13 protein-coding genes are annotated in these 15225 nt (G+C 45.9%); 9 read left to right on the top strand and 4 right to left on the bottom strand.

The annotated features are described in order from the left end of the window. Window positions 1-606 precede the first annotated feature (606 nt). Window positions 607-915 (bottom strand): hypothetical protein, encoded by a 309-nt coding sequence (locus VER99_RS20480; RefSeq protein ID WP_020335319.1) that lies wholly within the window; start codon window positions 913-915, stop codon window positions 607-609. A gap of 138 nt (window positions 916-1053) precedes the next feature. Here VER99_RS20480 and VER99_RS20475 point away from each other — a divergent pair, with 138 nt between their 5' ends. Continuing rightward, window positions 1054-1383 carry a helix-turn-helix domain-containing protein gene (locus VER99_RS20475; RefSeq protein ID WP_014234668.1) on the top strand — a complete coding sequence of 110 codons (330 nt, stop codon included), beginning with the start codon at window positions 1054-1056 and terminating at the stop codon, window positions 1381-1383. Window positions 1384-1448: 65 nt separating this feature from the next. Further along, complete coding sequence (locus VER99_RS20470; RefSeq protein ID WP_020335320.1) at window positions 1449-2195, top strand: DUF6515 family protein; 747 nt, start codon at window positions 1449-1451, stop codon at window positions 2193-2195. Between the two features lie 24 nt (window positions 2196-2219). On the opposite strand, the gene VER99_RS20465 is transcribed toward VER99_RS20470, so the two are convergent. Further along, window positions 2220-3977: an SgrR family transcriptional regulator gene (locus VER99_RS20465; protein ID WP_020335322.1), complete on the bottom strand. Its 1758-nt coding sequence runs from the start codon at window positions 3975-3977 to the stop codon at window positions 2220-2222. A 242-nt stretch (window positions 3978-4219) separates the two neighbouring features. Here VER99_RS20465 and VER99_RS20460 point away from each other — a divergent pair, with 242 nt between their 5' ends. From VER99_RS20460 to VER99_RS20430, 7 genes are all read left to right on the top strand, one after another. Further along, entirely contained in the window at window positions 4220-4342 is a 123-nt protein-coding gene (locus tag VER99_RS20460) for a hypothetical protein (RefSeq protein ID WP_020335323.1), read from the top strand. Window positions 4343-4504: 162 nt separating this feature from the next. After that, window positions 4505-4846 carry an ArsR/SmtB family transcription factor gene (locus VER99_RS20455; protein ID WP_014234671.1) on the top strand — a complete coding sequence of 114 codons (342 nt, stop codon included), beginning with the start codon at window positions 4505-4507 and terminating at the stop codon, window positions 4844-4846. 77 nt (window positions 4847-4923) lie between these two features. After that, a complete protein-coding gene (gene arsB / locus VER99_RS20450) occupies window positions 4924-5979 on the top strand; it encodes an ACR3 family arsenite efflux transporter (RefSeq protein WP_020335324.1) in 1056 nt (351 codons plus the stop codon). Between the two features lie 107 nt (window positions 5980-6086). Beyond that, complete coding sequence (locus VER99_RS20445) at window positions 6087-6878, top strand: PhzF family phenazine biosynthesis protein (RefSeq protein WP_020335325.1); 792 nt, start codon at window positions 6087-6089, stop codon at window positions 6876-6878. Between the two features lie 331 nt (window positions 6879-7209). Beyond that, a complete protein-coding gene (locus VER99_RS20440) occupies window positions 7210-8157 on the top strand; it encodes an HlyD family secretion protein (RefSeq protein ID WP_020335326.1) in 948 nt (315 codons plus the stop codon). A gap of 4 nt (window positions 8158-8161) precedes the next feature. Continuing rightward, window positions 8162-9088, top strand: coding sequence for an ABC transporter ATP-binding protein (locus tag VER99_RS20435; protein ID WP_020335327.1), 927 nt, complete (start codon window positions 8162-8164; stop codon window positions 9086-9088). Continuing rightward, window positions 9085-10185 (top strand): ABC transporter permease, encoded by a 1101-nt coding sequence (locus tag VER99_RS20430; RefSeq protein WP_020335328.1) that lies wholly within the window; start codon window positions 9085-9087, stop codon window positions 10183-10185. Before VER99_RS20435 ends, VER99_RS20430 begins: the two co-directional genes overlap by 4 nt. A 25-nt stretch (window positions 10186-10210) precedes the next feature. On the opposite strand, the gene VER99_RS20425 is transcribed toward VER99_RS20430, so the two are convergent. Together VER99_RS20425 and fdhF are read right to left on the bottom strand one after the other, a co-directional pair. Then, the gene (locus VER99_RS20425; RefSeq protein WP_014234677.1) at window positions 10211-10582 is read right to left on the bottom strand and encodes a hypothetical protein; all 372 of its coding nucleotides are present in this window, start codon (window positions 10580-10582) and stop codon (window positions 10211-10213) included. Between the two features lie 223 nt (window positions 10583-10805). Then, window positions 10806-15074: a formate dehydrogenase subunit alpha gene (gene fdhF, locus VER99_RS20420; protein WP_020335329.1), complete on the bottom strand. Its 4269-nt coding sequence runs from the start codon at window positions 15072-15074 to the stop codon at window positions 10806-10808. Between the last annotated feature and the right edge of the window lie 151 nt (window positions 15075-15225).

Below are 15225 nucleotides of genomic sequence, written 5' to 3'. Positions count from 1 at the left end.
TCCCCTATTTGCCAAAATTGGCCGAAAACCGGCGTCAATTAGCAATAACATGCACTGAAAAAAGAGAAAGCACTCTGATTTCATCGGCATGTAGGCGAGCATTTTTGGGCGATATTCTGATTGATGGGATGCCCACATTTTGGGTTCGAAGCAAAATAGGTCATCAAATTCATCAATCTCTCACTCGAAATAGAATGAGATTGGTTCGGCGAGATTGTACGGCATAACCAGGAGAATTGAAAAGTAAAAGGTCAAAGTTTCAGCCATATATTTTAGTGGTTGCAACTAAACACCTAACATGTGCGGTTAAAATAACCAGTAAAGAGAGGAATGTCTGGCACTCCCACGGGAATATATCGAGTGTACACTTTTATTTACAGCTTGTGAGAAGACGTTAAATTCCAATGCCGTAGCCTAGATCAGACAATATCGCTATTATTCGCTGCGTACCGACATCGTTCGGTTCACATACCTCTAAAACACTGAGTTACGGTTCGAAAATTTGGTAACTTAAGTGACGAAATGCTGGGTTCGGTTCCCCAGCATTTACATTTCCCTTGGTATTAAACCAAATCTATACGACACATAACGCTTTGGGTTTATTAGTCAGCTTTCGTCTAAAGCCTGGATCATATACGTCAAAGCATGAATCCCCTCATCTGCAATCACTTTTTCGGTTTTGCTCATGTTCTTATAAAGGGTTTGCAATTCTTCTTCACCAATCGATTCACGATGTAAGTAAAGTTCCTTGTAGTTCATTAGTCGCAACTGAGATTCACGCGTCAACGCCAACACTCCTCTCCCGAAAGCCTGCTGTTTGTCTGCAATTTCACTACGTAACGTATCTAAAATGCGTTGCATTTTGCGAATATCTGTTTCATTCGTGGTTAAATGATAGGACTGATAATTTTCCATTTTTTATAGCCAACTGAAATATATGTATTTTTTAGGTCGCCATTCATATACCTAATTATCAATAAGATAAAGAGCAGCTGGTTAAACTGGTCCACAAATTGCTTTAATTAGGTCAAAACAGTCCTGTCTGGAGAAGCTATGCATGTCGACCCTATTATTGAAGCACTGATCAAAAGACGAAAAGAGATGGGTTTTTCCCGCGAACAAATTGCCAAAATGGCAGGGATGAGCGTAAAAACCTATCAAAGAATTGAGCGCGGTGAATCTGATCTCAAGCTTTCACAATACCGTTCAATCTTAAGATCAATGCAGCTCACTGATCTTGATCTCTCTCTCGACGTCAGGGGCGTAGAACATGTGACAGAACAGGACCTTGCTTCTATCGCACGCTTACTATCCCCTGAAGCTCAATCCTTATTAGTACGTCTTTTGTCTCTCGTACTCGAGCAACGGAAGAACACTTCCTAAGCCTGATGCTCTGTTATAATTAGGTATGAGTATATTTGCTCTCCAATATGTAACGGAGACGTTTTATGAAACGCGGTTTAATTAGCAGATGGGTTGTTACAGCCTTGACGTTTTTCCTTATAGGCAGCACATTGGTGTCGGCTAAGCCACACAACGAACCTTCCGTGCGCCCAATTACTCAACCAGGGAATAAGCACCAGACCCGTCCGGTGCAACGTCCAACAGTAAAGCCAACTCATCCACCTTCTCAGCATAGACCACCAAGCTATCATCGTCCTCCGAATGTCAGCAGACCACCGAGTTATCATCGCCCGCCGAGTTACCACCGACCTCCCGTGGTGATTAGACCGCCTAAACATCATTCGACTTATATTTATGTACGCAGTGGGCATCGTTACCCACCATACCGCGGCCATTATTACTACTATCACCGAGACTTAGTCGATATCGCGACGTTTGCGATTTTTGCTGGTATTACTTACGCTATCATTCAGGATGCTTATTATAAGAAAAGTGGCGATCGCTACGTGTACGTAGAAAGTCCACCGGCGGGAAACTACACAGTCATCGATGGAAGCGAAGTGGTAAGCTATTCCGGCTCAAATAGTGCGACCGTCACGCAAAGCTCCAGCTCGACTTCAACTAATGTGTCCTCGAACAGTCCATTCAAAAAAGGAGAGATTGTTGACTCTTTGCCTAGCACTAAGAAAACGGTAGTGGTGAATGGACAAACTTACTTTCAATATCAAAACGCTTGGTTTCTCCCTTTACGAGATCAGCGTAAATATGTGGTTGTCGAATCACCGTTGTAGCGCATATACGATCTCGAGCTAATGCTAATCCGCTGACCACACTGAACGTATGTCTGGCCAGCCCCAGTTAGTCAGTGCTACGTCTTCGAGTACCCCCTGAAAACGTAGCGTTTGGGTGTGATGAAACATGGGTGCAATCCAGTATTCACTGACCAGCGTTGAAGCAATCGGTTCTAGCGCTTCCAAATAGTCTTCGAGCTGAGTATTTGCCCGAAGTCGTTCAAGTTGCTCATCCAGCCACACTGCATTTTCCTGATTCAAGGTATTATGCAAAACGGTGTGTGTATAAAAATTGCTGAAAGCCGATGCATGCCGATTGTCATCCAAATTGATATTAGTCACCACGAGTGTTTCATTCAGCGTGCCATTGCGTGCTCGCTCACTCAACTCTCGATATGAGTACATCACGGTCTCTACTTTACAACCCGTACTTTCTAATTGGCGTGAGATAGCACGAGCGCACCGCCGCAAAGCCGTATAGTTATAACCAGCAATACTGATGTGTTTGGGTAGCTTGGTTTCTTCACCAAACGGACGGAGAACCGGTCTCCAGGTTGGCAATAAATTGAAAGCCGGAATGCTACCGAACACGATATTTTCACTTTTCATGATTTCAACCAAATACTTGGGTTGAATCAATTCGGCGATATAACGACGTTGTGCCAAAGACAACGCATGCTTCGCCCGGTGGTTAAACAAAGCAAACAAACAGCCGTCTTCAATTCGGCTTCTTTTATTTGCGGCGTATGTCTGTGCATCACTCATCGACATATAGTGAAGACACGCGCCATCATCCGTATTAGCCTCAACCAGTTCCGAGTTTGAAGATAAAGAGGGATTTTCCATCTTTTCGTCATCGACAATCCATATGGTCACTTGGTCGGTCAGCACTCGACAAGAATAGTAGCCTTCAAACGCCTGTAGCTTTAAACGGTTTTCATTATGTTCGATCACCGAAAAAGGACCACTCCCAACAACGAGTCGATTATTTGCCTCATTGACCTGACTCGCAGGCTGGATGCCATATTTCACCCCGGAAATCAGTCCCGCAAAACCCAAATCAGGCGTGTTCAAAGTAAAAATCACCTTGAGCGGATTCGGGGCAGTTATCGTTTCGACATGGGCTAAATCTTTTTCGTAGTAATCGAGAAGCTTTAACTTATTAAACAGGCTTACAACCGTATCTGCATCAATGGGGCTACCATTATGGAAAGTCAGTCCGGGACGAAGATAGAACGTCCACTCGTACTTGGCCTCGTCATATCGCCAATGATGTGCCAGTTCCGCTTTAACCTGGCCATCATTGTCGCTAGCAACTAAGCAACAGTATATTTGTCGCAGCAAAAATCGTTCACTGCTTCTCTGAAGTTGATGCGGCACCACACGTTCAAACGTCCGCTTATAGGTTAGCTGTATATTGAGTTGGCCTTCTTGAAGTGAGGCACCAGAAGTCGTTTTCAGTAATCGCCCAAAAGCCGCTTCGTCTTCATCTAATATGGAGAGCGCTTTTTCGTATTTTCCTGACTTAATTCGCTCTCGTGCGAGCGTTTCCTTCAATGCACTCAGCTCAACATTCATTAATAAGGTAGAACGATGATTTCGGCCTGCTTTAGGCTGCCAGCTCAACCATTCATGCTGCTGCATTTGAGCCAACAGGCTTCGCGCATGACGAGGCGACACAAACAATAACTCAGCAATCTCATGGAGCGTGGTTTTCGTTTCCTTACCAACTTCAAACGGCATTAAACGTTGATAGTAACGAAACAAATTCAGATCAGACACGGAGCTTTTCCTTATCTTTTGATGAGGCTTTTGGGAATGGAGTATTTTACTGAAGTTAGGAGAAACAAAATAAGAAAATCTCGAACAAATGAGTTCCTCTTTTCCGCCTTTTCTCGTGCCAAAAAGCCCAACATCCGCTTAATTTTAGCCTTAACAGGAACAAAAATAATAAATTCACTCTGTTTTATTAATCCCCTTTTCTCAACATACTGAATTTGTCAGCACGAGAAGGAGAAATAAATATGATGTCAAAACCAGATAAAGCACCGATGGCGAACTTTTTCCAAAAACGCCTCATTCAGTCGCACAGCAAACTAGAAGTGATGGCTCTGGTCCACCTCAATGAGATGTTCCACTGGTCATAATTCCCCCTTTGCAAAGCAGAACCTTAGCTCCTGATACCCCCAATGTCTTTAGGTTCTGCTTTCTTTCTCTCCATACTTGCTATCCTCAGGATCAACTTGCACAACCCACTCGTAGCACGTACACTTAATCGCAATTCGACGATTAACTATAAAGACCGACAGATGAGTGATAAATGCGATAATACCTGCCAGGTTTCTTTTGAAACGACTGAGCAACAACTGAACAAAGAAAAAACCTTGGCTGCACAGGCAAAAGCTTTGTCACACCCTGCACGTATACGTATCCTGCATATCCTCCATAAGTTAGACACAATGGACAACTGCTTGAATAGTGATTTAGTCTCTGAACTGGGCCTGGCGCAATCCACCGTTTCTGAGCACTTACGAATTCTAAAACAGGCAGGCTTTATTACTGCCGAGCCTAATCCACCAAAAGTTTGCTACCGTATTCAGCGAGAAACACTGAATAGTTTCAGCACTGAATTCTCAAACCTTTTCAACTAACTGATTCCGCCTTACACGTTAAGACGAGTAAGCGCAAACTCAATAATCGTCTTTCGACGATATACGAGGAAGACACGATGACCACTGAAGTTTTAAGTAGTGCCAGTAATAAAATGAGTTTTCTGGATCGATACCTCACAGTATGGATCTTCGTCGCAATGGCAATTGGTGTCGCTATCGGTGCCGTTTTCCCTCAAGTAGCACAATGGAACGAAGCCATGTCAGTCGGCAGTACCAACATACCACTGGCTATTGGCTTGATCCTGATGATGTACCCGCCACTGGCGAAAGTTGACTACGGCTTGCTGGGAACGGTGACGAGAGACAAAAAAGCCATCACACTTTCATTAATAATGAACTGGATTGTTGGTCCGATTCTGATGTTCATTCTTGCGCTGACATTCCTTGGCGATCATCCAGGCTATATGGTTGGGATAATCCTGATCGGTCTTGCTCGTTGCATCGCGATGGTTCTGGTGTGGAACGACATCGGCGGCGGTAACAAAGAGTATGGGGCCGCGTTGGTCGCTTTGAACAGTGCTTTTCAAATTCTGACTTACAGCGTGATGGCATGGCTGTTTATTACGGTACTGCCGCCCTATTTTGGCTATGAAGGTTTCATCGTTGATATCTCTATGGGAGATATTGCTGAAAGCGTTCTGATTTACCTTGGCATCCCTTTTCTCGCTGGCTTTCTCAGCCGTAAGTGGCTGGTCGCAGCTAAGGGGGAGCAATGGTACAAAGACAAGTTCATCCCGCGAATTTCACCGATCACGTTAGTCGCTCTGCTTGCAACCATTGTTTTGATGTTCAGCTTAAAAGGTGAAATGATTTTAGAGCTTCCTATGGATGTATTCCGAGTCGCAATTCCACTGGCTATTTACTTCGTATTGATGTTTTTTGTTAGCTTCTTTATCGGTAAAAAAATCGGTCTTCCATACGACAAAAATGCTTCTATTGCTTATACAGCGACTGGTAACAACTTCGAACTCGCTATCGCGGTTTCTATTGCGGTATTTGGTTTAAATTCCGACCAAGCGTTCGCTGGTGTGATTGGCCCACTGATTGAGGTGCCGGTGTTAATCGCGTTAGTTAACGTCGCACTCCGAATGAAAGCCAAATACACAAGCTAATTAGAAAATTTAAACTGATATCCTTCAAAACGCCTTCCCTTTTCGGAAGGCGTTTCAGTATAGTGAGTATGAAACTTCGTTTGAGCTCGTGGAAAAAGGGAAAATAAATGGAATTAGATATTTATGTTGTAGACGCATTTACAGATGCACAATTTAAAGGCAACTCTGCCGCTGTCGTCCCTGTTACTGAATGGTTAGCACCTGAGCTCATGCAAAGTATCGCAGCAGAGAATAACCTCTCTGAGACCGCATTTCTCAAACAGATTAACGAGAATCAATATGAAATCCGCTGGTTCTCGCCACTGACAGAAATTGACTTTTGTGGCCACGCAACACTTGCTTCAGCCATGGTTTTATTCGACCAACTCAATGTCGACGGTACTATCGAATTTCACACGCTAAAAGTTGGTAAACTCAGTGTCGTGAAAAATGCTTTGGGCAAGATCGAAATGACCTTCCCTGCCCGACCACCTGAACCAGTCAGCACTATTCCTACACAACTGATAGAAGGACTGAATTGCAAAGTAGACCGAGTGCTATTAAGCCCGCAAGCGTACTTTGTCATATTGGAAAACCAACAAGAAGTGCTGGACGTTCAATATCAATCTGAGCAGCTTAAACAACTTGCTCCTTATGACGTCGTCGTTACCGCCAAAGGCACTGATTATGACTTTGTTTCGCGCTACTTTTGGCCTGCTAACGGTGGTGACGAAGATCCGGTAACGGGTTCTATACACGCAGGACTCGCGCCATTTTGGGCAGAGGAGCTTGGCAAGACCTCACTTGTTGCCTATCAAGCCTCGGCTCGAGGTGGCGTATTGCACTGCCAAGTAAACGATAACAGCGTTGAAGTTTCCGGTGATGGTGTGCTTTACCTGAAAGGAAAAATTTTCGTTTAACGTAACGACAATAAACAATCTAATTACAGCCCAGCCGCGGTTGGGCTTTGTTCTCAAAAGACGTTATATCGACAGCCGATTAATTGCTGGCTTACTCACTAACCGCACCTGCGGATACATCATAAAGAAGTACAAAACTCGATCATGCTCTCGATTCTGCACACTGACCTCTTGGCATTTCAGTTGCGAACCTAAGCCTCTAAATTTTAAAAGAATAGTTTCTCCATTCCATGCTAAGCTGTAGTAAAGCTCGTTCACTGCTGAAATGTATCCAGTAATTTCAGGCTATCAAGAGTAGTTGTCTAAACATCTTTCAGGGAAGCACCGCACCATGAAGCGAATTATCTTTGGCACCTTAATTATTGCTCTACTGACTGCATGTTCAAAAGACAACACACATCAGGCACTTGGAACACTAGAACGTGACCGCGTAACCTTCACCGCAACCTCAAATGAGATAATTCGCGCCCTACCTGTTAAGGAAGGCAGCCAAGTCAGTGAAGGTGAAGTCCTCGTGCAACTGGATACCAAGAACCAACAAGCGGTGCTCGCTCATACAGTAGCCGAGCAAGCCAAAGCCGAAGCTTATCTCTTGAAGTTAACTAACGGTGAGCGTCCTGAAGACATCGCTGCAGCCTCGGCAAAAGTCGCAAGAGCCGAAGCGCAACTCACAGAAGCTCAGAAAAGCTACCAGCGCACAGTCGAACTGGTACGCAAGAAGCTTATTAGCCAATCAGAGAAAGACTCTGCACTGGCGGCAAGAGATTCTGCTCGTGCTGAGTTGAACTCCGCCAAAGAAGAGTTCAGCAAACTCACTGCCGGTTCTCGACCTGAAGATATTGATCAGGCTAAAGCGGAATTGATGGCAGCGAAAGCAGATGTTGCGCTGCAAGAACAGAAACTGGCAGAACTGACTATTACCGCCACGCGTGATGGAACGTTGGATAACTTACCCTACAATCTTGGGGAGCGAGTGCCTGTGAATGGTATCGTTGCGGTAATACAAGCGAGCAGGGTCCCCTACGCCCGAGTTTACGTTCCTGCTAAATTCCGTCTTAACTTTGTCCCTGGGAAAACCGTTACGGTTAACGTGGATGGGCTGGCTAGTCCTTTACAGGGAACCGTACGCTGGGTAGCCACTGAACCGTCATTTACACCTTATTTCGCGCTCACAGAAGAAGAACGTTCGCGTTTGATGTACCTGGCTGAAGTCGATTTACCTGAGTCGGCAAAATCGCTGCCATCTGGTGTACCAGCTCAAGTTGACCTAGTGGAGTAACGCGATGACGGAATACGCCATTCAGGCTAAGAATGTCGTCAAGAAATTCGGTAATTTCACGGCGATCAACGACATCACACTGAATGTTCCCAAAGGCTCTATCTACGGCTTTTTAGGTCCGAATGGCTGCGGTAAGTCGACGACTATTCGTGTACTGACAGGTTTGCTCAGCCCTACGGAAGGCAACGTCGATGTTCTTGGGCTGGAGATTCCTAGGCAGTCCGAAATGCTGCGGCTCAAGATCGGCTACATGACTCAGAAATTTTCGCTTTATGACGATCTCTCGGTTCAAGAAAACCTCGAATTTATTGGCCAAATTTTTGGTCTGGGTAGCAAAGCGCTTAAAACCCGGATTGAAGAACAATTGAGAACCTATGGGTTAGATCAGCTACGAAAGCAACGAGTCAGCGGCATGAGTGGCGGGCAAAAACAGCGTCTTTCTCTTGCTGCTGCAACAATGCATAACCCCGAACTTCTGTTTCTTGATGAGCCTACCTCCGCCGTCGACCCTGAAAACCGACGTGAGTTTTGGGAGCAGTTGTTTGATTTATGCGACCAAGGCACCACCATTTTAGTAACCACGCATTACATGGACGAAGCCGAACGTTGTCATCGCCTCGCTATTATGGAGTCAGGTGAAATTCGTGCCGATGGCGAGCCGGAACAGTTGATGGAAAATATGGGCGTGAACATTATTGAAGTCAAATCAGACAAACTGCGTGAATTAAAAGAAAAACTCCTTCAACGTGATGAGGTTCGTTCTGCCGCTCAATTGGGGGTTCGTTTGCGCATTCTGATCCACCAGCATGTTGAGCATCCAATAAATTGGCTCAAACAGACTTTTCCGGAATTAGAACATGCCGAAATGAATCATGCACGACCAAGTCTGGAAGATGTCTTCGTCACTGTAACAGGGAGAGGCCGCCAATGATCAAGCCAATAGCCCGAATGAAAGCCGTGATGATCAAGGAAATTCGTCAACTTTCCCGAGATAGGATCACCTTTGGCATGGTCGTGATGATCCCGCTTATTCAGTTACTGTTGTTCGGGTTCGCAATCAATACGGATATTCGCAATATTCCGGTTGGTGTCGTCGATCAAAGTGGCAGTACGGCCGGGCGTATCATTGCTCAGTCTGTGGAAGTCACTCAGGTTGTTGATATCAAAGAGACCTATGCCACTGCTCAAGAAGCAGAGCAAGCCATCCAGGACGGGCTTGTGCGAGCAGTGCTGATTTTACCGAGCGACCTTACGCAACGCATGATGCAAGGGCGCGAACTGGGCCAATGGATCGTCGATGGTTCAGATACCATGATCAGCTCAGCGATATTGTCGCTGCAAACCATGCCTCTCACAGACTTTGACTTCGAGATTCGATCTAGACCGACCAAAACGTTTGAGGTTGCGCTTTACTACAACCCTAGCCGCCGTTCTGCGGTAAACATTGTTCCGGGGTTACTCGGCGTCATTCTCACCATGACGATGATCTTATTTACCAGTGCGGCTATTGTTCGGGAGCGAGAACGAGGTAACTTAGAACTTCTCATCACGACACCAATCCACTCAATTGAGTTGATGATTGCGAAGATCGTGCCTTATATCTTCGTCGGCTTGATTCAAGTCTTTATCATTTTAGGTCTAGGCCATTGGATTTTTGGCGTTCCCATCAACGGTGCCATCAGTCAAATGCTGTTTGGAACATTGCTCTTTATCGCGGCGAGTCTGACCCTGGGCCTGATGATATCCACCATCGCAAAAACACAGCTTCAAGCCATGCAGATGACCGTGTTTATTCTGCTGCCATCCATTCTGTTGTCTGGTTTTATGTTCCCCTATGAAGGAATGCCAGTGGCGGCACAATGGATATCGGAAGTGCTTCCCGCCACCCACTTCATGAGGATGATTAGAGGGATTGTGCTACGAGGTGCGGACTTATTCGATTTATGGCGAGATACGTTATGGCTAGTTGGATTTACCATACTCGGTCTCGTAGTTGCTTCTCTCAGGTTTAAGAAATCGCTCGATTAACAGCGTACTAAGCACTGTATATCGTTTAATAGTACTCGCCCATAGAGCAGTCACGTATTTGAGAAATCGTGTAGTTATTTAAAGAGTCTATCTTAAAATCAAACACAACTTCTTTACAGACCATGCCTTGGCGGTCGCTGTAGGTGATAAAGCCTTCACTATAGGCTCGATTGCCATCGGAAGATTTGATTTGTGCTGCAAGCTCTAAGTAACCTTTGTGTGCATCAACTCGATTCATCACTTCGAACGCATCCAGCCATTCTTCTCGATTTGCCATCTTAAGTAGCATTGATTCGGCTTGAGATTCCAACTGCTTTGGGTACACATAAAATCGGTTATATCCAAAATATGCGCACATCAATAAAAAAACGACTGCTAATGAGGTTGTTCTTGTCATGCAAGTGCCTCTTGTTGTTATAAAAACTCAACGTTGTAGTCTGAGTATAGGAGCTCAGCAAATTTTAGGTTATAGAACTTGCCTGAATAACAGAGGGTCGTCAGAAACAGTCAATTCTCTGACAATCTCGCGTCCAATTCACATAAAAAAGGCAGGGATCATATTATGATTCCTGCCCATTTCTTTTCGAGGTTCAATGCGAAGCCCTTTTTATCCTGTCTGCCTAATCCGTATGTACGTGTTCGGTAGTTATGCTCTCAGTCTTAACGGGTTCTACTATTTCAACTTTTACCGCCGCAACCTTAAATTCTGGGATTTTCGCATGCGGATCCGTTGCCGTAGTTGTTAAGCGGTTAACTGGTGATTCCACAAAGTGAAAAGGAATAAACACCACCCCTTTTTGCATTCTCTTGGTTACAAACGCATCAATTTCGATATGACCACGACGTGTCGATATTTTCAGGCGCTGACCATTGCTGATCCCCAAAGCTTCGGCATCTTCGACGCTGATCATAGCTCTCGGTCCCGCAAGATTATCCAACCCTTTCGTTTTTCTCGTCATGGTCCCGGTATGGAACTGCTCCAGCACTCGGCCAGTTGTCAGTACCAAAGGATACTCTTCATCTGGAAGTTCAGCAGCATAACGGAACGGAATGCCGACCATTTGCCCTTTACCACGGGTAAACTGGGTTTGGTGCATGATTCGCGTGCCGTTCGGGTTATTCTTGTTGCTCGGCCATTGCACACCATTTGGCGTGATAGCGTCCCAACGTAAACCCGCATACTGAGGCGTCACACGAGCAATCTCGCTGGTAATTTCAGACACGCAGTGATAATTCCAGTCACTGCCCATCGCGTTAGCCAGCTCTTGAATGATCCACCAATCCTCTTTGGCCTCTCCCGGAGCGGTAACAACAGCATTCACACGCTGTACCCGACGCTCAGTGTTAGTGAAATGCCCTGATTTTTCAGCAAATGAGCAAGAAGGCAGAACCACATCGGCATACTGCGCCGTTTCAGTAAGGAAGATATCCTGCACAACCAAGAAATCCAGTGCCTCTAAGCCTTCAATGACATGCGCTTGGTTTGGGTCACTCAATACTGGGTTTTCACCCATGATGTACATGCCACGAACTTCTCGTTTGCATGCGGCATCAATAATTTCAGTCAGAGTTAACCCTTGCTCTGCCGACAAATCGGGCGCATTCCATTCTATGGCAAACTTCTGTCGTACCATTGGGTTATAGACTTTTTGATAGCCCGGATAGCAGTTTGGCAATGCCCCCATGTCGCACGCCCCTTGCACGTTTGACTGACCGCGCAATGGGTTGATGCCTCCACCTTCGATACCAATGTTTCCACACAACAATTGCAGGTTAGCAATCGAACGAACGTTATCATGCCCGGTGGTATGCTGCGTAATCCCCATCGAATAATACACAGCCGTGCGCTTGGCAGTCCCGATCATACGTGCCATGGCGAAAATATCGTCGGCTTTCACACCCGTGACCAGTTCTACTTTGTCCAGGTTGTAAGCGGGTGACATCACTTCTTGCAGTAAGGTATCAAAGCCATCAACGCGCTCTTCGATGTACTCCTGATCAAACCAGCCATTCTTAATAATCAGCTGCATTACGCCATTTAGTAGCATGACATCCGTACCTGGACGATGTGCTAAATAAAGCTCTGCATGCTCAACAATATCGACACGTTTTGGATCAGCCACCACCAGACGTGCACCGTGATGACGAATAGCTTGCTTGATATGAGATGCGATGATTGGATGCGCAGAAGTGGTGTCTGAACCGATAATAAAAATCACATCCGAGTGTTTGATACTCGGAATATCATTGGTCATTGCCCCACTGCCCAGTGAGGCTTCCAGCCCAGTGACGCTTGATGCATGACAAAGTCTCGCGCAATGGTCAACGTTATTGGTACCCAGTTCGCGGCGAATGAATTTCTGAAACGCGTAATTGTCTTCATTGGTGGTTTTTGCTGAAGAGAAACCCGCCAGCGCATTGCTGCCAAAATCTTGTTTTATAGACGTAAACTTAGACGCGACTAATTGAATAGCTTCTTCCCAACTTGCAGGTTGCAGCCATCCATCTTTACGAATAAGCGGCGTGGTTAATCGCTCTTCGCTTCCAATAAAATCAAAACCAAAACGCCCTTTTACGCACAACATACCTTGGTTAACCGGTGAGTCAGCACCTTTGACATAGCGAATTTTATTCTCTGCCTCGTCAACAAACATGGTTAACTTACAGCCGACACCGCAGTAGGTACAGATAGTGTCAACGGCTTTCAAATCCTCAGTTCGGCCTTGTGATCGATCACGGCTGTCTACCATTGCACCCGTTGGGCACGCTTGTACACACGCACCACACTGCACGCACTTGGAATCGCCCATTAGCGTTAAACCACTAGGCTTATTCCCTTTTTGTTCTGAACGGAATCGAGGTCGATCATCCGGTCTCAGTGCCGGACGGCCATTAGCATCGCTTACAAAACTGAGCACGCCATGAACGGCTTGCTCTCGACACGCCTGAATACACTGACCACAACTGATGCAGCGGTTGGCATCGAATTCAATAAACTCCGAACTGCGGTCAACTTCGTATTTATGACGAAGATCTTTTGCTCGCAGGTCAAGCCATCCTTGATGATCGACGACATTAGTGGCTTTAGCTTGTAACGAATCACCGAATTTCTGTTCAGCTTGATATTCCGTTGAATAATCTCGTAAAGCACAGTCTGTGTTCGCCTGACAGCCACATTCAAGACAACGTGCCGCTTCTTTCATTGCCTCTTCATTGTCAAATCCGAGTTCAACTTCGGCAAAGCTCTGCTCACGCTGTTCTGGGGTTAATTCCGGCATGATCGTACGCGCGACTTTTTGGATATTTTCAAAGTGAAGCGGATCAACTTGCGACAATTTTTGCTCTTTACGAGAGTTAAAAACCGGTGTTGGCATATCTGCCATGTCGCCATTCAGGAATAGATCAATGGCTTTTGCGGCAACTCGTCCATCTCCAACCGCTTCTACGGCAGTCGCAGGCCCGCGGCGGAAATCGCCAATACTGAAAATATTGCCTGTACCGGTATGCATGGTTTGCGCGTCAGATTCCGAAGTGTTCCAACGAGTTACGGGAATCGACAACGCATCGTTGTCTAAAAAACTTAAATCTGGCTTTTGAGACACGGCAGCGATCACCGTATCAAATGCTTCGATGAAGAACTCACCTGTCGGTTTTGGGCTGCGACGGCCTGATGAATCTGGCTGCCCCAGAGCCATTCGTTCTAAACGAACGGCATGAACGCGCCCGTTTTCATCCGCTAAATTTTCCGCAGGATTGGTCAGAAAGTGGAACTTCACGCCTTCGTGTTCAGCTTCAACAATTTCGTAGTCTTCCGCAGGCATTTCGTCTCGAGTTCGACGGTAAATCAGCGTTGTATCAGCCCCTGCTCGTCGCGCCGTTCGGGCACAATCGATCGCGGTGTTGCCACCACCAATAACCGCCACTTTTTTGCCTGTCACATAGCGTTGTTCGGTCACGTAGTCTTTGAGGTAATCTACCCCCAAGTAGCAACCGTCTAGATCACTCCCCGGATAGGTCATCTCCACCGCTTGAGATGCGCCGACAGCCAAACACACTGCGTCGTAATCTTCAGTTAATTGGGAGAGCGTAAAGTCAACGCCAAGCTTTTTATTGGTGTTGATCTGCATGCCATTGCGACACATCAGTTCGATTTCTTTATCCAGAATGTCCTTTGGAAGGCGATATTCCGGAATGCCATAGCGTAGCCACCCGCCCGCTTTCGGCATCGACTCAAAGACTGTAACGTCATAACCTTCGTTAGAAAGATAATAGCCGGTGGTTAATCCCCCCGGGCCACTGCCTACCACCGCGATTCTAAGGTTCTTGGTCGGCTTTTTCTCCGGCACGTAAGCGTCATAAGAAGCCAAATCGGTGTCTGCCGCATGACGCTTAAGTTGACGAATGGCAATAGGCTCATCGACTAAAGAACGGCGGCATTCACTTTCACAAAAGGCCGGACAAACACGTCCGATTGATAGCGGCATTGGCAGCGTTTTTTTGATCACTTCAATCGCTTTTTGGTGATCATTCTGTGAGATATGGTAGAGGTAAGACTGAATATCGACACCAGCGGGACAAGCCGTTTTACACGGAGCTTCGCAGTCAGCGTAATGGTCCGTCATAATTCGGTTAAGGGCTTTTCTTCGGTGTTCACTGAGTTGTTCTGACTGGGTAACGGCGTTAAGTCCTCGATAGACTTCGAGCTCACACGCTCGTTTGGTACCACCACTTTCTATCTCAACGACACATAAGTCACATGGCACTTTCTCGTTACTTTTGTTCATGCCGCAAAGCGACGGGATTTCGACCCCACATACTTTTGCCGCTTCAAGAAGAGTTTGCCCTTCTTCTACAATTCGATACTTCCCGTCGATGATAATTTCGATCATACGCTACCCTGAGTTAGCCACTTAACCCTTACTTAATTTAAGGATAAATCCTACCGCGGGAAGTTCATGTGACAAAATGCTCACTAACTACATTTTTATTGTCAAATATTAACTATTGACTTTCCCCCTAGGGTAACCTTTACTATTCAAG

Origin of the sequence: Vibrio natriegens NBRC 15636 = ATCC 14048 = DSM 759, assembly GCF_035621455.1 — a bacterium.
Classification (GTDB): Bacteria; Pseudomonadota; Gammaproteobacteria; order Enterobacterales; family Vibrionaceae; genus Vibrio; species Vibrio natriegens.
Note: the sequence above shows the minus strand (reverse complement) of the source record. Positions and strands in the feature narration are given on the sequence as shown.